The organism is Sphaerospermopsis aphanizomenoides BCCUSP55 (assembly GCF_001586785.1).
GTDB lineage: Bacteria > Cyanobacteriota > Cyanobacteriia > Cyanobacteriales > Nostocaceae > Sphaerospermopsis_A > Sphaerospermopsis_A aphanizomenoides_A.
Genome location: NZ_LUFH02000028.1, coordinates 22,715 through 42,746, shown reverse-complemented (window position 1 = coordinate 42,746; position 20,032 = coordinate 22,715). Strand labels below are relative to the sequence as shown.

Genomic DNA, 20,032 nt, shown 5'->3' with positions numbered 1-20,032 from the left:
AGTTAGTAAAATTTGGGTTAAAATTGTATACATTCTTTATGTATACTTACCCTAGACTCATCTTGACTCTAATTTGTTGTAAATACTTCTGCCATTCGACACATACAGCAGGGAATAGGAAATAGGAAATAGGAAATATACCTATTATTCAGATGAGTAACAATAGCGATCGCGCCCCTGTTGTTTGGCATGGTACAATGCTTGATCGGCTGAACTAATGAGTATATCTGCCTTTATGTCCAAAGAGGGTATGAGTGAGCAAATTCCCATACTAACGGTGACGATATTCTTGATATCAGACTTTGCATGGGGAATTGCCAGATCGTGAATTGCTTGCTGAATATTTTGTGCTACTTTAATTGCTCCCGCTAAGTTAATATTGGGGAGGAGTACGGAAAATTCTTCTCCACCATAACGCGCTACGAGATCAGCAGGACGATAAACTGTTTGTTGCACTGTTTGAGCTACTCTGACTAGACAATCATCGCCTCCAAGATGACCATAATAGTCGTTATAATTTTTAAATTTATCAACATCAAATAAAATCAGTGCTAGGGGTTGTTGTTCTCGTGCAAGGCGGGTCCATTCTGCTTGCAGTCGTTCATCGAAGCAGCGACGGTTAGCCACTTGAGTCAAACCATCGAGATTTACCAGTTGTTCTAGTTTCTGATTTGCAATTACTAATTCTGTTGTTCTTTCCTGTACCCGTTGTTCCAAAGTTTCCAAAGATATTTGTAATTCAAGTGCCATGTCGTTAAACGATCTTGCAAGTTGACCTATTTCATCTTTTGAACCAACTTTGGCGCGGATATCTAAATTACCTGCGGTAAACTGGGACACTATATTTGTAAGGTAAATTATTGGCTTTGTTAGCAGTTGCCCAACAGCAAAAGCGATAATTGTCACTACTGAAGCGATAATTGCCAAGAGAAACATTGCGTCACGAATTTGCTTTTCTACTGGTGCTAGGGCAACACTAAGGGGTTGTGCGAACAACACAGACCAAGGTTTATATTTTAAATGAGCGATGGCAATCAGATTAACCTGATTACCTGTTGATGACAAAGATGAAATTAAATACGATTTTTTTTTATCTAATGCTTGCTTCAGTTTTGACTCATTAGTGGCCAATTCTTTAATAGGAGCATTAGGCAAACGCCCTTCTTTTTGCAGTTGATTTACAACAGCCAAAGGCAGAGGTACAATTGATTTAAAAAGTAGTTCTGGTGCTGTACTATGTGCTATATAAATATTATTTTCATCTAAAAGAATAGCAAAAGAATTTGCCCCAGCCCTTTCAGTTTCTCTAGTTACTAACTGCTGCACAACAGTAGCATTGTAGGCAACTCGCAACACGCCCAATATATCGCCCTTGGCATTGCGAACCGGACTACTAAAAAAGAGAATAACAAGATCAGGAATTTTTAGCGATCGCTTCATGCTAGAAACAAAAGATAAGCCTGTTTGCAGTGGTTGTTGAAAATAATCTGCGGCTGATTCGTCTTTGCCAATATTCGATTTCTCTGTATCCAATACATTTTTCCCGTTTAAATCGAGCAAAGAGTATGAGAGAATATTGAGCATATCTTTGCGACTCAGACGGCTTAATGTTTCTGTCGCTAATTGCATTTCGGGGCTATCATTTAGTTGTTGTGGAGTTAAGCTAAGGAAGCGTGCCAAACCTGGTAAAATTGCCTCTACGCGCACAGCATTAAGATTGACATCAATAAAGGCATCTATCCTATTAGCGGTTTCCTTAGCTGCCACAGATAAAGCCTGTTTGGCATTGTCAGTAAGTGCTTTTTCTGTTGTCTGTTTGTTGATAGATGCTAATAACAGCAATGGAATTAAAGCCACAATTAGAAACGAGGCGATCAACTTACTACGAATTCCACCCAAAAAAGTCTGCTGCATAACTTTATACTAGAAGGGAGGATTCAAGAAAGAAGAATTGAACAAACTTTTTAACTCAGGAAGGCGCGTTATGTTTCCAGCGCGAATAAAAAAGTCTGCATATATCTTGGCAGTTTTGTAGATGGAGTTAGGGTTACTAGATTCAAATAATTTTTGATTTTCTGCTAAATCAGTTAGATTTATTTCCTCAAGATAGATTGTATTGCTAGGAATTTTTAACTCTTTGCTGATGATAGCGTTTCCTTCTTGAATATTTGCTTTCCAGTAGTTTACTGCTTGCAGCCATGCTCGCAAAAATGCACGAACATCTTCGGGGCGATCGCGGATTATCTCTTTGCGAAAGACAATCAGATCTAAAATCAAGCCAGGGGTTTGTTTGCTGGTAAATAAAATATGTCCCCCTGATTTGATAGCTTCAGAAAGATGGGGTTCCCAAGTGTGTCCGGCTTGAATAACATTATTTTTTAGACGTTGAGGAATGTCTGAAGCCTCTAATTTAACCAAGTTCACATCATCGCTGGTTAAGTTAGCTTTTTTCAACATCTTAGTCACGAAAACTTCGCTAAAACCGCCTAGATTTGCACCCAACTTTTTACCTTTCAAGTCAGCAACGGTTTTAATTTCTGATTGGGCGACTACTACATCTGCTCCTGTTGATTCATTTACAACCATTACGCCTTGTATATCTGGATTTGTCGCACTCAAGATGATAAAACTTCCCAAGGAAGGTATAACACCATCATACTTACCCGCACTGAAATTTGCTGCTTCTAATCGGATGTATCGTTTATGAATTAGTTCCACATCTACGCCTTGGGCTTTGAAGAATCCTTTTTCTTGAGCAATGATGGCTGGATACTCCCCAACAAAATATCCAGATAGTATTTTCAAGGGAGGGCGTTTTAATTCTGTTGGTGTCGAAGCATGACAAGCAAATAGCAAACAGGAGCTAATGAGACAAATACTAATGTATTTGAGTATTTTCAACATATAATGTTTGATATTTCCTGATTTTTGCTGTTTAAAGATTATAAATATTCTATAATAGATTTACCTACTGCATTAACCCTCTTGTTTCAATTTTTAAGTTTTATGAATAACTCTGATATTTTTGCGACTACAATATATAACTAAAATAATAAATAATCCCATCCCTACTAAATATTTAATCGGGTCTGGAACAATGGGATTAGGAGAGAAAAATCCTTCAATAATCCCAGCAATAATTAGCATTGGTACAATACCAAATACTAATTGTGCAGCTAAAGAACCATAAAATTTAATTGCATCTCGACGACGATATTTACCAGGCAATAAAATTGCTTTGGCTATTAAAAGTCCTGCTCCACCTGCAAAAAAAATCGCAGGTAATTCCAACGCACCATGAGGAAGTACAAAAGCCCAAAACGGATACGCGAGATTATTTTGACCTACTAAAGTTCCAATAGCACCAATTAATAAACCATTAAATATCATTATATAAGTTGTATACAGCCCGGCTGTAATTCCCCCGGCCACAGCACCAAAAGACACGGAAATATTATTAATCATAATATTGGTGGATGCTACAGGTTCAGTGCCGACAATTGAACCCATCCATAATTGACCTTTATCTCGTACTTGGGAAATTAATTCTTCAGATGCTATCAGCGAAATAAAATTGGGGTCTTGCCAAGCATACCACCAAGCTAATAAAGCACCAAATATAAACATAGCAGTAGCAGTGGCTATGTATGGAAATGTTTGCTGCACTACAGCCGGAAATCCTCGACGGTAAAATTCTGCGACTGCTTGCCATTCTTGTTTACGAGAACCCTGGTAAATTTGTGTATAAGCACGAGTTGTCAAGGATTGTAAACTTTGGATTAAAGTATTACCGACTTCTTGGGTCCGCGCACGGGCTAAATCTGCGGCTACGGAACGATATAAACTGGCTAACTCTCTAATTTCACTCGCTCGTAAAGATTTTAAGCGTTGTTGTTCAACTTTCCTTAATAGAGAGTCCAAACGCTGCCAATTTTCTTCTCGTCGTCCAATCCAACGTTTAATATTCATAAAATTTACGGGTACTGTGTTTAATTTAGCTTAAGATGGCCTCAAATCAAGCTCCGTAAATCAAGGAACATTTACCACTATGTATGAAAACAGGGGTTTGCCCAGTCCCTTACAGCCGTTAAGTATTGGTAATGTGGTCAGTGCCGCAGTCCGCTTATATCGCTCTCATCTCAAAACTTATCTGCGATTAGCTCTGACTGCCCATTTGTGGGTGTTAGTTCCCATTTATGGCTGGGCTAAATATGCAGCCTATTCTGGACTTATTTCCCGTTTAGCTTTTGGAGAATTAATTAACCAGCCTGAAAGTGTGGAAGATGCTAGAAGTCATGTTAATCCACGTTTATGGTCATTCTGGGGAGTTTATTTGCGAATAGGGATAAATGTATTTTTAGTTTATCTAGGACTAATCATTGCCGCTGGTATAGTAGTAGGTTTGTTAGCAGTAGTATTGAGTACAATCTTAGGTCGTAGTGGAGCGATTATCGTCACTACTTTAGTTGCTGTTTTAATAGTAATTTTTGTAGTGCTGGGATTAACTTGGTTCTATGCCCGTTGGGTGATAGCTGAAGTACCATTAGCTGTGGAAGAAAATATTAATGGTAGGGAGAGTGTAAATAGAAGTTGGGAGTTAACGAAAGCTTCGGTTTTTCGGATTCAAGGGATAGTAATAGTTGGTGGTATTGTCACACTGCCAATTGTGTTTTTATTTAATTATTTACCAAGTTTCTTCCTCATACCACTGGAGCAAGGTTCTACTATCTACTGGATTGTTTATACTATTTCTCTGCTGATTAGTTTGATAGGAGGAATGTTTGTCATGCCATTTTGGCAATCCATGAAAGCTGTTTTATATTATGACTTACGCAGTCGCCGTGAGGGTTTAGGTTTGCAATTACGCGATCGCGGAATTTAAAATCATGCACTTATTCAACAGAATTAAATTCAGCACTCCAGAAAGCGTTGAGTTGGAATTTACCCTGGCTGGAATAGGAAGTAGGACTTGGGCGCTAATTATTGACTATAATATTTTGGGTTTGAGTTTAGCTCTTTTTATCTTTCTCTGGGTGACGATTTCCGCACAGTTAATTGATACTGGGTTAGAAATTTTTGGAACTGGTTTCGGTTTATGGATGACGGCGATAGGTTTATTGAGTCTCTTCTTTATTTACACAGGTTATTTTGTTTTTTTTGAAACTATTTGGCAGGGACAAACTCCTGGTAAACGCATTGCTAAAATTCGGGTAGTGCGAGATGATGGTAGACCTCTGAGTTTACAACAAGCTGCACTCCGGGCTTTACTGCGTCCGATTGATGAGACTTTATTTATTGGTGCTTGTTTAATTATGTTTGGTAAAAGTGAAAAGCGCCTTGGTGATTTAGTTGCTGGTACTATAGTAATTCAAACTCAAACAGTTAATAAATCTGCACATCTGATTATTTCCGCAGAAGCAAAATCCTTTTATATCAGTTTGCAAAAAATATCTGATTTATCACAATTGTTACCTGATGATTTTGCCATCATTCGTGAATATTTACTGCGACGTAATGGAATGTCGCACAAAGCTAGGACATCTCTATCACTAAAATTATCTCAACAGGTACAATCTATTATTAACTTAACAATAATGCCAGCTGATATTTCATCTGATGTATTTTTAGAAGCTGTTTATTTAGCTTATCAACAACCAGAATTTGAGTAAGTATTCAGCAGTCAGCAGTCAGCCATCAGAGATATGCAGAGAATAATCACTGACAACTGACCAAGCCCCGTTAGGAGTTTGGGGTGTGGGGTGTGGGGCTTCCAGATAGCCCCAACCACCTTTGGGATACAAGCTCCGTATTCTCAATACGCTTGCGTTGAGCCAAGATCAACCTCTGTCCAACGCTGTCTTCCCTACACCCTATACCCTACCCCCTACACCCTGTTTCTGACAACTGACCACTGACAAATTAAAACTCCAAACTAGTCCACTCTGGTTGACGATAATATTTTGTCATGTTGTCAAACTTCCGCAACTCAGCCCGATGGATTAAAATTTCTGGGAAATTCAATAACCATTGTTGATTTAACTCTGACAGCTGATCACTGAGTTTTATTCGGTCTAGTTCAGTGGGAATTTCACCAAAATAACCTAATGTAATATGAGCAGTAAAGTTATAATGTTGCTCAATCCCTAAGCCCATTAACTTCCGATTTTGATAAATTAATCGTCGGAGTTGAATAATCTCTTCATAGCAGCGTTCATCTTTAGGGATTAAGCACACACCTACAGCCCTTGGCATCACTATCAGTCCTAGCATTTGCCAGGAAATTGGATTAGGGGCTTTGTTTCTTAACTGTTGATACTGGTCAAATAAATTACCTAGGCAAGAGTTTAACTCCTGTTCAAATTGGGGATTTTTTTCAGTAGCATGAATGAAAGCATGATCCCAAATCAAGTCTGCAACGGTCAAATGAAAACTGGCAGGAGGCACGGGTACAATCAAATCACAGTTGACTGGTAACTCTAACAGCGACCGTTGATAGGTCTTGATTTGATTGTAAAAATCAGCGTTTTGTGTATCTTCTTCTGCTGGTGGGGTGATCAGCGTATAGCCAGGAAAAGAGGTTGGTTGTCTGACTCCAGCATGGAGTTTGAATTTATAAGATTCCTGGATATGCTGAACTTGGGTTTTGTAAGATTCTGGTAGCGTCATGCGTGCTACCCGATTTAAATAGGTTTGGTAGTTGTCGTCCAATCTTCTTAGCCTCGATCTCTCTTGATAGATTGTAGGAAAATTTACTCAATTTGACCAAGTTATGCCAATTAAAAATTAAAAATTAAAAATTGGGCAGGTAGGAACAATCAAGATCAATAATCCCTGTTCCCTGTTTCCCATTCTCTATTTGGAACTGTTATGCCAATTTATGTTTACTGGGGTGAAGATGATTTTGCCATTGAAAAAGCCGTGACAGTTTTGCGCGATCGCATTCTTGATCCTCTATGGATCAGTTTTAACTATACTGCTTTTCCCCCAGATCAAGCAGATGCTGTGATTCAGGCTTTAAATCAAGTCATGACACCCTCTTTTGGCGCTGGTGGACGTTTGGTATGGTTAATCAATTCTACTCTTTGTCAACAGTGTCCAGAAAATGTGTTATCAGAATTACAACGCACTTTACCCGTAATTCCTGAAGACTCGTTTTTATTGTTGACTAGCCGTAACAAACCTGATGAACGCTTAAAAGCCACAAAATTTTTAAAGCAATTTGCCCAGTTCCAAGAATTTCCTCTCATTCCTCCCTGGAAAACGGAATTGCTGGTACAAGCTGTTAATCAAGCTGCTCAAACTGTGGGTGTAAAACTAACTACTCAGACTGCTGAACTGTTGGCAGAATCTATAGGTAACGATACACGGCTTCTCTACAATGAAATGGAGAAATTACGGCTTTACACAGAAGGTAGTAACAAGCCGTTAGATGTCAATACTGTAACTCAATTAGTCAGAAATACTACTCAAAATACTTTACAATTGGCAGCAGCCATTAGAACTGGAGATACACCTAAAGCTTTAGGAATTGTAGGTGATTTAATTAATGCCGCCGAACCTGGATTACGGATTGTTGCCACTTTAATAGGTCAGTTTCGCACTTGGCTTTGGGTAAAGATTATGATGGAAAGTGGAGAGCGTAACCCCCAAGCGATCGCTCAGGCTGCGGAAATCAATAACCCTAAACGTATCTATTTTTTACAGCAAGAAGTTAAATCTCTTTCTGTACAGCAACTAGTATTATCTTTACCCCTACTCCTGGAATTAGAAGTTAGCCTGAAACAAGGGGCTTCAGAAACCTCAATCCTACAAACTAAAGTGATAGAGCTTTGTCAACTATATCAGAGAAGGTAATTGGTAATTATTGCTTTTTTATCTGTCACCTGTCACCTGTCACCTGTCACCTGTCACCTGTCACCTGTCACCTGTCACCTGTCACCTGTCACCTGTCACCTGTCACCTGTCACCTGTCACCTGTCACCTGATAAAAATTAACTTGATTTCAGATTGAGTGGAACTTCTTCTTCCTAAAATAATTCAAATCCATTATCATACCTCTACTATTATTCTGTGTCATCTATCCTATGCGGGAAATTTTCTTCGTACTTGTCCGAAATCAAATCAAGCCAATACTGTCTGGGTCTTTGGTATTTGCAACTCTCACCACAACGAGTTTGATTTTCACCTCTTTAGGTCTGAGTCACAAAGCTAATGCTCAAACCTTGACCGTTAATAAGACAGAAGTTACTAGGTATGCTCAGTCTGTCCTCACAATGGAACCAAAACGGCAGAAGGCTTTTGAGGAAATTAAAAAACTGATAGGTGGAACAGAAATTCCCAAAATAGTTTGCAATGACCCTAACAGCATCAATTCTCTTCCGAATAAGGCCAGGGGTATAGCTGTTGAATATTGTAACAATTCCCAACAAATAGTTGAAGACAATGGTTTGAGTATTGAACGATTCAATCAAATCACTCTAGAAATCCAAAATAACAATGATTTGAAAAAAGAAATTTATAATACGTTATTAAAAATACAGAATACCCCTAAACCTAAAACTGATGCGTCTAATAACCGTTAAATATTATCTGAACAATCAGGTTTAAAACCGGACTTCGTCCAAAGTTTTTGGATCGGGGTACAAATCCCCGTTAAAAAAACTGCCTTCTGCCCTGTGCCTTCGTTAAAAACTGTTTTTTTACGCTTTTAATTACATACTTCTCATTTAATAATCAGGAGTTATTAAGTTGGTTCGGAAAAAGTTAAAGGGTAAAGGAGCAAAATTGTCTTTTATCCTTTTTTTAGTGACTTTTCTCCCAATTCACCACGAAATCTATCAAAAGATAGATATTGGAATTAATCTCCTTTTACTTACGAAAATACTCTTCCCACTGCTGAATCTATCAGAGTTAACGAATCCATGTAATTGAGCTAAAAGGAGTAAATTATGAAAATATCCTACAACAGAAATATACACAAATTGCTGTTTAGTTCAGCGTCAATAGTTGCAGTTACCGCAATAGCAATCACATCATCATCATCTCCATCTTTCAGTTATGCGTCTACAAATGTAGCACCAAAAACATCTACAGAAAAACTGGTTGCCTATAATCTAAGTGTTTACCGCAGTAACTTCGGTTTCAAGTTTAACTATTCCTCTAAGGACTTTGTTGTCAGTCAAAAAACAAATAGAGGTGGTTCTAATTCAAGTTTAGCTATAGTTAATATTTGGACTAAAGAACATAATCGAAAAATTCAAGCTGGAGCTTATGAAGGAGGTACAGAATACCCAGCAAATGTACAAGTGACAGTTTCCAAAAATCCCCAACGCTTACCTTTACTTACATGGATTCAGCAAAATCAGAATTTTGCAGCAACTAGAAACTTTAAGACCGCCAAAATAGCAAATAAAAATGCTATTCAATTTGAATCTAGTGGGTTGTATGAACATAAACACATTGCTGTAGTTAACCCTAAAAATTCTCAAATCATTGTTGTAACATTAGCTCAAGTTGGCTCTGGAAATAATGATGCTGTATACCGCAGAGCTTATGAACAGGTGATCCAATCTTTGTCATTTAATTGATCATAGGAAAGAAGTGATAGATGACAGTGAGCAGAGGAAAAGGAGAAGATAGGATAAGCTGTTGTACATTTAAAATGCACAACAGCAAGTCAAAAGTCAAAAGTGAAGAAAGTTTCAGGGTACTTTTCCTCAATATCGCAATATATAATCTAGCTGCACAGCAGCTTAAAATAAATAATTACGAATTACTTATCCCTTACGGTAGTCGTAGACTCTATTATGAATTATTGCATTCTATCAATTGTCCGATATTGAATTGCTTCTGCTACATATTGGGGTTTGATATTTTCATCTCCGGCTAAATCTGCAATTGTGCGTGCTACCTTGAGAATGCGATCGCTCGCTCTTGCAGATAACCCTAATTTTCTAATTGCTGCTTCTAATAAATTCCGACTAGCATCATCTAATTTACACCATTTTTGTAAATGACGACTTTGCATTTGGGCATTACAACGCAGATTTGCTTCTGATTGAAAACGATTTGTCGCAATGTCCCGCGCTTTCTGCACCCTTTCCCGCACAGATTTTGATGGTTCTCCTGTTGTTGCAGTTTGGGTAATTTCCTCTGGTTTCAAGCGATTTACCGCTACTTGTAAATCAATTCTATCCATCAAGGGACCTGATAACTTTGCCCAATATTGTTCTCTTTGTCTAGGTGAACAAGTACACTGTTGAATTGTATCACCATAATAACCACAAGGACAGGGATTTGTACTAGCAACTAATGTAAATTGTGCCGGGAAAACTACAGATTGACGAGTACGAGAAATCGTTACAGAACCATCTTCCAAAGGTTGACGCAGAAACTCTAAAACATCACGTTTAAATTCTGTGAGTTCATCCAAAAACAAGATACCAAAATGTGATAAAGATATTTCTCCAGGACGAGGAAAACTACCACCACCAACTAAAGATGGACCCGATGCAGAATGATGGGGACTGCGAAAAGGTCTTTCCCGTACTAATGAACCACGATTTTTTAATAATCCAGCAACAGAATGAATACGAGTTACTTCTAAAGATTCCGAAAATTCCAAAGGTGGTAAAATTCCTGGTAAACGTCTTGCTAACATTGTTTTTCCGCTTCCAGGTGGTCCGACAAAAATTAAATTATGTCCTCCAGCAGCGGCAATTTCCAAAGCTCGACGTGCATGAGCTTGTCCTTTTACATCTTGCAAATCGGCTAAATTTAAAGATGTTACTGATAAGGTTTCTACTGTTTCATTTAATTTTACAGGTTGATAATTTCCAGGATTATTTAATAAATTTACAACATCAGTAATATTACTACAACCATAAACATCTAATCCTTCCACAACAGCAGCTTCTTGAACATTATCAATAGGAACAACTAAACCAGTAATTCCCATTTTTTTTGCAGTTGCAGCAATTGGTAAAACACCAGAAACCGGACGCAAAGTACCATCTAAAGAAACTTCACCTAAAAATAAAAAATCACCTAATAAATCGGCGTTAACTTGTTCAGAAGCAGCTAAAATTCCCACACTAATAGGTAAATCAAAAGCTGGCCCTTCTTTCCTTAAATCTGCGGGGGTGAGATTAATTACAATTTTTCGCATGGGAAAAGCAAAACCTGCATTTTTTAATGTTGCTTTTACCCGTTCTTTAGATTCTTGAATCGCGGAATCTGGTAAACCTAAAATCACAATTCCCGGTAAACCACCAGAAACATCAACTTCCACACCCACTTTTACAGCGTCAATACCAACAATAGATGCACTCCAGACTCTAGCCAGCATTTTTCATATATTAATAAACCTTGAGAATATCAAAGCAGATCAGGAGGTGCATTAACAATGAGTGAAATCACGCAATAAGTCTGTTAATAATCATAAAATCAGGAAAACTTCCAGCTAAAATAATAGCAGCTAAAGATTTAGGTGACTTATGGTTCAAGCATTAACAAAACCATTAACCTTGGAAGAGTTTATTATTCAATATGGTAATAATCCCCGCTATGAACTTGCAGATGGAGAACTGATTGACATGGAACATACAGGACCACATGAAGCAGTAGGTGGTAAAATAGCTACTCAAATAGGTATTACTATCAGTGCGGAAAAACTTCCCTGGTTTATTCCTCGCACTTGTTTGATTCGTCCTTTCCCGGAAACTGCTACAGCCCGCCGTCCTGATATTGTAGTATTAGATGAAACAATGCTGCACCATGAACCTTTTTGGGAATATGAACCAGTTATTGCGTTAGGACAATCAATTAAATTAGTTGTTGAAGTGGTAAGTACAAATTGGGAAACAGATTATGCACGTAAAGTTGAAGAATACGCTTTATTAGGAATTCCTGAATATTGGATTGTTGATTATCGTGGGTTAGGTGGAGTGGTTTTTATTGGTAAACCAAAACAACCGACATTTACAGTTTGTCAATTAATTGGTGAAGATTACAGTCAGCAGAAATATCGTTTAGGTGAGTTGATTAAATCTCCTCTTTTACCTTCGCTGCAACTGCGGTTAGATGATGTGATGCCAAGATAAATATTAAAAGTATAATCAAATTATCCATAAGAGCAAATTTAAGGTACATAAATCATGGTTCAAGTCTTACAAAAACCAGTAACTTTTGCAGAATTTGTAGATTGGAAACCAGACGGAGGAAACTATGAACTGCATAATGGAGTAATTGTTGAAATGTCACAACCATCAGGACCACATGAAGATATTATAGGCTTTACAGCTAGAAAAATAACTGTAGAATTTGATAGATTAAATCTTCCTTACTCCATTCCTAAACAAGCATTAGTTAAACCACCCGAAAGTGAATCAGGCTATGTTCCAGATATTTTATTATTAAACCGGACTAATTTAATAAATGAACAACTTTAGCACAAACAATCAACTGTAACTCAAGCTGCTTCCATTCCCCTGATTGTTGAAGTTGTTAGTACAAATTGGCGTGATGACTACTTGACTAAATTACGCGATTATGAAGAAATAGGTATTCCTGAATATTGGATTATTGATTATTTAGGTTTAGGAGGTATTCGTTATATAGGTAGTCCTAAACAACCTACTATATCTTTTTCTCTGCAAAAAAGCGATCGCCTACCTTACTCCGCGCAATCGCTACGCATAGCCTAAAATTTCTAACAGATGAACAGGTAAAACTGCATGAATCAACCCACAGACACCATTTTCGGTAAAATCATTCGTCGGGAAATTCCCGCAAACATAGTTTATGAGGATGACTTGGCTTTAGCGTTTACAGATGTTAACCCCCAAGCACCAGTTCACATCCTCGTTATTCCCAAGAAACCCATAGTTAACATAGCTACCGCCGAACCAGAAGACCAAGCATTACTAGGACATCTATTGTTAACAGTCCAAAAAGTTGCCGCAAAAGCAGGATTAGAAGCCGGTTATCGCGTGGTTATGAACACTGGTAATGATGGCGGTCAAACAGTTTATCACCTACACATACACATCTTAGGTGGTCGTCCTATGGCATGGCCTCCTGGTTGATCTTTACCTATCAATCATCTACAAATCTTGTGGGATGGGCAAGATGCCCATCCCATTATCATTTCTGTTAATCTCACTACATTAGAAAAATCTATAACTGTTATAAGTTACACTAAATTAATTTATCTTTACAAAACTAAACATACAGTTTAAGCTTTGTATACAGGTGAGAAAAAAACTCGCCGACATTATAAAACACGCAATCATAAGAAAATGACCACAGCTATTCAACAGCGCCAAAGCGCAAATATCTGGGATCGCTTCTGTGAATTCATTACCAGCACCAACAACCGCCTATACATCGGCTGGTTCGGTGTATTAATGATCCCCACCCTGTTAGCAGCTACTACTTGCTTCATCATTGCGTTTATTGCCGCTCCTCCCGTTGACATCGACGGTATCCGCGAACCAGTTGCAGGTTCTTTGATCTACGGAAACAACATCATCTCCGGTGCAGTTGTTCCTTCTTCTAACGCTATCGGTTTGCACTTCTACCCCATTTGGGAAGCAGCTTCCTTAGATGAGTGGTTGTATAACGGTGGTCCTTACCAATTGGTAATTTTCCACTTCTTGACCGGCGTATTCTGCTACTTAGGTCGTGAGTGGGAACTTTCCTACCGCTTGGGTATGCGTCCTTGGATCTGCCTAGCTTTCTCTGCACCTGTAGCAGCAGCTACCGCAGTATTCTTGATCTACCCCATCGGTCAAGGTTCTTTCTCTGATGGTATGCCTTTGGGTATCTCCGGTACATTCAACTTCATGATCGTGTTCCAAGCAGAACACAACATCTTGATGCACCCCTTCCATATGTTAGGTGTAGCTGGTGTATTCGGTGGTAGCTTGTTCTCTGCAATGCACGGTTCTTTGGTTACTTCCTCCTTGGTTCGTGAAACAACCGAAAACGAATCTCAAAACTACGGTTACAAATTCGGTCAAGAAGAAGAAACCTACAACATCGTTGCTGCACACGGTTACTTCGGTCGCTTAATCTTCCAATACGCTTCCTTCAACAACAGCCGTTCTCTACACTTCTTCCTCGCTGCTTGGCCTGTAATCGGAATCTGGTTCACAGCGTTGGGTGTAAGCACAATGGCTTTCAACTTGAACGGTTTCAACTTCAACCAATCCATCATTGACTCTCAAGGTCGTGTAATCGGTACTTGGGCTGATGTAATCAACCGCGCTAACTTGGGTATGGAAGTAATGCACGAGCGTAACGCTCACAACTTCCCCTTAGACTTAGCTGCTGGTGAAGTTGCTCCTGTTGCTTTGACTGCTCCTGCAATCAACGGCTAATCTGAAAGCTTCAGATAAATAAAAAACGCTCTCCAGAAATGGGGGGCGTTTTTTTTGTCAGAATCAGGATTTACAGGATTTAAGGATGAACAGGATTGTTTATGAATATTTACAGAATATTGCAGGTAAATGATGTACGAAACAAACTAGACATAAATCTAGACATAAATACAGCTAATATAGCCTCTATCATCTACATCCTGAAATTCCTAAAAATTTGTAAATCTTGATTCAAACTATTAACAATATAGCTGTAGACAAGGCAGTTACGACACTTTCAAAAGCTAAAAGCTAGTGATAATAAGGGTTTCACTTTTGCCTTTTGCCTCTTGCCTCTTGCCTTCCGCTATACTTTGCCACCATACTACCTAAAAGCTGTAAATCTATTGGTTTAGAAATATAGTCATTCACACCAGCAGCTAGACAAGTTTCTTTATCCCCTTTCATAGCCATTGCTGTTTGAGCAATTATTGGTATGTGTTGATATTGGGGATTTTGTCGGATTTTTTGTACCAGGTTTAAGCCATTGGCATCTGGTAAACAAACATCCATTAAAATGACTACTGGTTCTATCTGCGCTAACATAGTCCACATTTCGTTAGGATTCCGGACACAATTTACTTGATAACCTAATCTACCCAGATAAATTCGCATTAATTCCGAATTTGCTAAATCATCTTCTACCAGCAAAATTATTCGTGATGAAGCTTTATAATTATGAGCAGCAAATTGGGAAACAGAGCCATTACTGACTCCTTGAATAACTTTTAAATCCTTTTCTGCCTTGATTTCGATTGCTTCTAAAACTTGACCCTGGGGTTTGATAGGGAGGAAAATAGTAAAACAAGAACCTTCGTTAATAGCAGATTGTAACTCTAAATAACCACCATGAATTTCTGCTAGTTGCTGAGTAACTACTAAGCCTAAACCTGTACCTTCGTTGTTGCTAGATGTCGAGTTAACAATTTGACTGTAGGGACGAAATAAGAGAGTTTGGTTGTCCGGGGAGATGCCAATACCAGTATCCCAAACTGTAAATCGTAAATATAAATCTTGTTTTTTCACCCGTAAACCAACGCTGCCTGAATTTGTAAATTTGACAGCATTAAATAATAAATTCAATAGCATTTGCTTAAGTCGCAAGGGATCAGCTACTAAATTTGTAACATCATCATCTATTTCTAGACGCAGTTTCAAACCCTTATTAGCAGCTTTTTCTTTCACTAAAGCTAAAACATTACTACAAAGTGTCGGTACATCGACTATTTCCCATTGCACTTCTAGCTGATTAGCTTCAATTTTAGAGAGATCCAAAATATCGTTAATCAGGTCTAGCAAATGCTTACCACTGGATTGGATAATGTGTAAATACTCTTGATGGCGTTGTCTCTCTGGTTCGTAACCTTGTGCTAGAAGCAGATGAGTAAATCCGATAATAGAACTTAAAGGAGTACGGATTTCGTGGCTAGTATTAGCAAGAAACTGGTTTTTAAGTTGATTGGTGCGTTCTAGTTGTTGATTAAAGTTTGTTAACTCTTGACAACGTTGTTGCCAAGATTGAATTTGCCTTAGTTGTGCCAAAGCTGTATGAAAATATTGGATTGTTTTTGTGATTAATTGCGATCGCAGTTGAGTCTGTAATGGATGGATTCGCTGACCATTGTGATTGGGTTTGATTCTGGCAATCATCAGCCATACCAGCAGATGACTGGAGTCATCAACTAAACGCCAAGCACTGCGTGGTTTTTGTCTCTCCATCTGTTGTAAATCTTCTAGTCTGATGGCAGCGTCTAATTTAAACTCCAGCTTTGTGTGTTGTTTAGAGCTAATTTCTAGAGTGCGTGTTTCTAAGGTAGAAATACTAGAAACATAGCAAATCTTACCGACGTTTTCTTGTGGTTGACATTGAGCGATGCCTACGGCATACTGCGTGAACGCTATCCAATCAGCATTTAGAGCCTGATGAAGTTCATTTACCACGGTTTGAAAAATTTCTGCTTCTGCGGCTATCCCTTGTGGCATCGTGTTTACAGCCGAAAGTAGACATTCATGCAACCGACTTTGCAACCGATTCAAGCTGCTTTCCAACCACAAGGCGTTCCGCAGTTGCTGGATTGTTTGCAAAAGTTTTGGTGTTCCATCTATCTGTGAGTTCTGTTCTGGTAAGCTTGAAGATTGCTGCATGGTCAACTCGACCGCCAAAGAAATTGATCTGGGCAAGAAAATGCGAAATTTATTTTATGTATTTTAACGGATAAATCTCTTTCAATTGTAAAACATAACTGGTAGTGTCGGTGATAATGCTCAATCCAAATACTTATTAAAAAAAGTAAATATTGATTTTTTTGCTAGAGAAACTGAAAACAATGGATACACAACTAGCTCAATTAATAATTAATGGCATTGCTGTGGGTAGTATTATTGCCCTAGCAGCAGTCGGACTAACACTTACCTATGGAATTTTACGATTATCTAATTTTGCTCATGGTGACTTTCTCACACTGGGAGCTTATTTGACACTACTAATAAATAACCTGGGTATAAATATCTGGATATCAATGATACTAGCTGCTGCGGGAACAGTAGCCGCAATGTTACTAGCAGAAAAATTGTTGTGGTCAAAGATGCGCTCGATTCGTGCTACTTCCACAACCCTGATCATTATCTCTATTGGACTAGCTTTATTTCTCCGCAATGGCATTATTTTTATCTGGGGTGGTAAAAACCTCAACTATAATCTTCCTGTCATTCCTGCTCTGGAAATTGGGGAATTAAGAGTACCACAAAATCAATTATGGGTACTGGGGTTAGCAGTGCTGGCAATTTTATCTCTCCACTACTTACTGCAAAACACCAAAATTGGTAAAGCTATGCGAGCAGTGGCCGATGATTTAGATTTAGCTAGAGTCTCTGGCATCAATGTTGACCGAGTAATTCTTTGGACTTGGGTAATTGCTGGTACTTTAACTTCTTTAGGTGGCAGTATGTACGGTTTGATGACTGCGGTACGTCCAAATATGGGTTGGTTCTTGATTTTACCCTTATTTGCCTCTGTCATTTTAGGGGGAATTGGCAACCCCTACGGTGCGATCGCCGCTGCTTTTATCATTGGTATTTTCCAAGAAGTCAGCACCCCTTGGTTGGGTTCACAGTACAAACAAGGTGTAGCACTGTTAATCATGATTTTGGTGCTACTCATTCGTCCCAAAGGTTTATTCAAAGGCACGATTTGAGCAGTTAGTAGTCAGCAGTCAGCAGTCAGCCTAACGGTAAGCCATAGCACAACAAATACTAACCTGCTTAATTCAAAAGCTGAACGCCGATAGCTGATAGCTAACTTGAGCAGCACCATTCCACTTCTAATTATTCAATGATGTGGAAATAATAAGCTGCTACCAAAAAGTTGATAGCCAACAGTAACAACGCCCAGCCTGTACGAAAAGCATAGGTTGGTTTAGCAGCTTTACCTTTTGTCATAATTTGGTTCTCCTGTTTTGATGACTTTTTAACAAATACCAAACAGAAGCACCAATTCCCCAGAATCTTTAAAAATATTTGTGTGAGAACAGGAAACAGCTAAGAGGAAAAGGAGCAGGGAGCAGGGAGTAATGGGGAAAACTCTTCTACCCCACACCCTAGAGTAGCGAGTAGCGAGTACCGAGTACCGAGTGGTTGACTCGTCTTCTTGTCACCACTCATGACTCATCGCTCGTTACTTGTCTGTCCCCTACACCCTACACCCCACACCCTAACCTTATTCCCCAGCGTGATAGGAACTACGCACCAAGGGAGCGGAACGAACATGAGTAAATCCCATTTCTGCGGCTATTCTGCCAAGTTGATCAAATTCCTCTGGTGTCCAGTATTTTTGTACTGGCAAATGTTCTAACGATGGACGCATATATTGACCGAGTGTTAGGCGATCGCAGCCTACAGCCCTTAAATCTGCCATTGTCTCAATAACTTCTTCCTTGGTTTCTCCATGTCCCAGCATCAAACCTGACTTGGTGGGAATACTAGTATCAATTTCTTTAACTGTTGCCAGCACTTCTAAAGAGCGATCGTATTTCGCTCCCCGTCTTACTGGCCCCGTTAACCTCCGCACCGTCTCGACATTATGGTTGTAACAAGCTGGTTTAGCAGTAACAATCATTTCTATTCTTTGCTTTTGACCAGCCACACCAACACCCCCACCACCCCAAAAATCTGGTGTCAGCACTTCTATTTGTGTTTCTGGGTTAATTTGGCGAATTGTCTGCATCGTTGTGACAAAATGACCTGCACCTCCGTCATGTAAGTCATCACGGGCTACTGAAGTCAGTACCACATAGCGCAATCCCAAAAGCTGCACGGACTCGGCTACCTTTTGCGGTTCTTCCTGATCTACAGCCATTGGGGCATGACCTTTATCTACTTGACAAAAAGCACAAGACCTGGTGCAGGTGGGTCCCATCAGTAAAAAAGTTGCGGTTTTTTGGGCATAGCACTCTCCCCGATTAGGACAGCGGCCTTCTTCACAAATCGTATGAATTTGGCGCTGCTTAATAATACGTTGTACAGTAGAAATCTCACTGGCTTTACCGATAGAACGACGCAACCAAATAGGCATTGCGGCAATTTCTGATTTGAGTTCAATTTGTCTTAAAGAATTCATAAATATTTCATCTATCTAAAAAAATAGAGATAAAAGATATACTACTATAGGTTAAGAGAAATCATTGAGCAGCTTAAATTACCTTGAAAGTCTGTTACATTAAGACTCGTAAAGGTAAAGCTAGTGATAGCTTACTAACCATTAATGAAAAAACAAGCAAAAGTTGTATACCTAACTTGCAATTTTGGCACTTATACAGAAATATACTGTCCCCCAATTTACACAAATCCTGTATATAGTGGGAGAATTCTTAATGTCAAGCGGCAAATCAGCCATCTAAACTTATAGTCTTTGGTAGAGTAATCAGTCGTGGCCAACAAAATTTTAGTTATCGATGACACTACAGTTGTCAGGGTAAAAGTACGTGAAATGTTGCCTCCGGGCAATTTTGAAGTATTGGAAGCAAAAGACGGCTTAGAAGGATATAACCTCATGCTTCAAGAAAAAGTCAGCTTGATCATGTTGGATTTTATATTACCTAAGATGAGTGGCTGGGAAGTATTCCAAAAAATTCAAGCCCAGTCAGAATTAAAGAAAATTCCTTTGGTGATCATGTCTGGTCGCAAAGAGGAGGTAACGGAAAAAATTCCTGAACCATTTGAAAGCTTTGAATTTCTCAACAAGCCTTTTGACCAAAGACAGCTAATTAATTCTATTAAATCAGCTATGGCTATAGCTGCTAGAATAGGTCGTCAAGATGTTGTTACCCAACCAGTGCAGAAAGAACCAGTTGGTTCAAAATCAGCTGCTACAGAAGGTGCTTCAGCCGCAGAAATTCAGGCGTTAAATGCCAAAATTACCAAAATGCAAGCTGAAATTGATAGCTTGAAGAAACAGCTAACTCAGATTGTGACATTTATTAAACAGAAAATTAAATAGTGTTGGCTTTTTCTATTCTTCGTAAGAATTCAGGAGTCAGGAGTCAGAAAATTTGTTTGTAGCAGTGAGCTACAGAAGTACGTTTTCTCATCAATTATCCAGAATAACTCGAAAACTC

At 38.8% G+C, this 20,032-nt stretch carries 18 protein-coding genes and 1 pseudogene; 11 read left to right on the top strand and 8 right to left on the bottom strand.

Going from position 1 to position 20,032, the window contains the following annotated elements; all coding sequences use genetic code 11:
- Window positions 1-144 precede the first annotated feature (144 nt).
- From A0J48_RS09365 to A0J48_RS09355, 3 genes are all read right to left on the bottom strand, one after another.
- Entirely contained in the window at window positions 145-1,914 is a 1,770-nt protein-coding gene (locus A0J48_RS09365; protein WP_200322461.1) for a sensor domain-containing diguanylate cyclase, read from the bottom strand.
- A gap of 9 nt (window positions 1,915-1,923) precedes the next feature.
- Window positions 1,924-2,904, bottom strand: coding sequence for an ABC transporter substrate-binding protein (locus A0J48_RS09360; protein WP_200322460.1), 981 nt, complete (start codon window positions 2,902-2,904; stop codon window positions 1,924-1,926).
- Between the two features lie 93 nt (window positions 2,905-2,997).
- Complete coding sequence (locus tag A0J48_RS09355) at window positions 2,998-3,969, bottom strand: stage II sporulation protein M (RefSeq protein WP_200322458.1); 972 nt, start codon at window positions 3,967-3,969, stop codon at window positions 2,998-3,000.
- A 79-nt stretch (window positions 3,970-4,048) separates the two neighbouring features.
- Here A0J48_RS09355 and A0J48_RS09350 point away from each other — a divergent pair, with 79 nt between their 5' ends.
- Together A0J48_RS09350 and A0J48_RS09345 are read left to right on the top strand one after the other, a co-directional pair.
- The gene (locus A0J48_RS09350; RefSeq protein WP_200322456.1) at window positions 4,049-4,882 is read left to right on the top strand and encodes a hypothetical protein; all 834 of its coding nucleotides are present in this window, start codon (window positions 4,049-4,051) and stop codon (window positions 4,880-4,882) included.
- A 4-nt stretch (window positions 4,883-4,886) separates the two neighbouring features.
- Entirely contained in the window at window positions 4,887-5,669 is a 783-nt protein-coding gene (locus tag A0J48_RS09345) for an RDD family protein (RefSeq protein ID WP_200322454.1), read from the top strand.
- A gap of 250 nt (window positions 5,670-5,919) precedes the next feature.
- Here the strand turns inward: A0J48_RS09345 and A0J48_RS09340 are convergent, their stop codons facing one another.
- Window positions 5,920-6,708: a DUF1868 domain-containing protein gene (locus A0J48_RS09340; protein ID WP_200322452.1), complete on the bottom strand. Its 789-nt coding sequence runs from the start codon at window positions 6,706-6,708 to the stop codon at window positions 5,920-5,922.
- 159 nt (window positions 6,709-6,867) lie between these two features.
- Here A0J48_RS09340 and holA point away from each other — a divergent pair, with 159 nt between their 5' ends.
- The 3 genes from holA to A0J48_RS09325 all read left to right on the top strand — a co-directional run bounded on the left by holA (window position 6,868) and on the right by A0J48_RS09325 (window position 9,587).
- Window positions 6,868-7,854, top strand: coding sequence for a DNA polymerase III subunit delta (gene holA / locus A0J48_RS09335; protein ID WP_200322450.1), 987 nt, complete (start codon window positions 6,868-6,870; stop codon window positions 7,852-7,854).
- A gap of 230 nt (window positions 7,855-8,084) precedes the next feature.
- The gene (locus A0J48_RS09330) at window positions 8,085-8,582 is read left to right on the top strand and encodes a DUF4168 domain-containing protein (RefSeq protein ID WP_200322448.1); all 498 of its coding nucleotides are present in this window, start codon (window positions 8,085-8,087) and stop codon (window positions 8,580-8,582) included.
- Window positions 8,583-8,948: 366 nt separating this feature from the next.
- Window positions 8,949-9,587 (top strand): hypothetical protein, encoded by a 639-nt coding sequence (locus A0J48_RS09325; protein ID WP_200322446.1) that lies wholly within the window; start codon window positions 8,949-8,951, stop codon window positions 9,585-9,587.
- A gap of 224 nt (window positions 9,588-9,811) precedes the next feature.
- On the opposite strand, the gene A0J48_RS09320 is transcribed toward A0J48_RS09325, so the two are convergent.
- Window positions 9,812-11,347: a YifB family Mg chelatase-like AAA ATPase gene (locus A0J48_RS09320; RefSeq protein WP_200322444.1), complete on the bottom strand. Its 1,536-nt coding sequence runs from the start codon at window positions 11,345-11,347 to the stop codon at window positions 9,812-9,814.
- Between the two features lie 148 nt (window positions 11,348-11,495).
- On the opposite strand from A0J48_RS09320, the gene A0J48_RS09315 reads away from it, so the two are divergent.
- From A0J48_RS09315 to psbA, 4 genes and pseudogenes are all read left to right on the top strand, one after another.
- The gene (locus tag A0J48_RS09315; RefSeq protein ID WP_200322442.1) at window positions 11,496-12,101 is read left to right on the top strand and encodes a Uma2 family endonuclease; all 606 of its coding nucleotides are present in this window, start codon (window positions 11,496-11,498) and stop codon (window positions 12,099-12,101) included.
- Between the two features lie 54 nt (window positions 12,102-12,155).
- Window positions 12,156-12,644: pseudogene (locus A0J48_RS09310) on the top strand (Uma2 family endonuclease); the annotation flags it as partial.
- Window positions 12,645-12,734: 90 nt separating this feature from the next.
- Window positions 12,735-13,085: a histidine triad nucleotide-binding protein gene (locus A0J48_RS09305; RefSeq protein WP_200322440.1), complete on the top strand. Its 351-nt coding sequence runs from the start codon at window positions 12,735-12,737 to the stop codon at window positions 13,083-13,085.
- 213 nt (window positions 13,086-13,298) lie between these two features.
- Entirely contained in the window at window positions 13,299-14,381 is a 1,083-nt protein-coding gene (psbA, locus tag A0J48_RS09300) for a photosystem II q(b) protein (protein ID WP_200322438.1), read from the top strand.
- A gap of 309 nt (window positions 14,382-14,690) precedes the next feature.
- Here psbA and hrmK read toward each other — a convergent pair whose 3' ends face one another.
- Window positions 14,691-16,565 carry a hybrid histidine kinase/response regulator HrmK gene (gene hrmK / locus A0J48_RS09295; protein ID WP_200322436.1) on the bottom strand — a complete coding sequence of 625 codons (1,875 nt, stop codon included), beginning with the start codon at window positions 16,563-16,565 and terminating at the stop codon, window positions 14,691-14,693.
- A 182-nt stretch (window positions 16,566-16,747) separates the two neighbouring features.
- On the opposite strand from hrmK, the gene A0J48_RS09290 reads away from it, so the two are divergent.
- The gene (locus A0J48_RS09290; RefSeq protein ID WP_200322434.1) at window positions 16,748-17,614 is read left to right on the top strand and encodes a branched-chain amino acid ABC transporter permease; all 867 of its coding nucleotides are present in this window, start codon (window positions 16,748-16,750) and stop codon (window positions 17,612-17,614) included.
- 130 nt (window positions 17,615-17,744) lie between these two features.
- Here the strand turns inward: A0J48_RS09290 and psaX are convergent, their stop codons facing one another.
- Together psaX and lipA are read right to left on the bottom strand one after the other, a co-directional pair.
- The gene (psaX, locus tag A0J48_RS09285) at window positions 17,745-17,858 is read right to left on the bottom strand and encodes a photosystem I protein PsaX (protein ID WP_200322432.1); all 114 of its coding nucleotides are present in this window, start codon (window positions 17,856-17,858) and stop codon (window positions 17,745-17,747) included.
- Window positions 17,859-18,135: 277 nt separating this feature from the next.
- Window positions 18,136-19,035 (bottom strand): lipoyl synthase, encoded by a 900-nt coding sequence (gene lipA / locus A0J48_RS09280; RefSeq protein ID WP_200322430.1) that lies wholly within the window; start codon window positions 19,033-19,035, stop codon window positions 18,136-18,138.
- A 309-nt stretch (window positions 19,036-19,344) separates the two neighbouring features.
- Here lipA and A0J48_RS09275 point away from each other — a divergent pair, with 309 nt between their 5' ends.
- The gene (locus A0J48_RS09275) at window positions 19,345-19,914 is read left to right on the top strand and encodes a response regulator (RefSeq protein ID WP_200322428.1); all 570 of its coding nucleotides are present in this window, start codon (window positions 19,345-19,347) and stop codon (window positions 19,912-19,914) included.
- Window positions 19,915-20,032 lie beyond the last annotated feature (118 nt).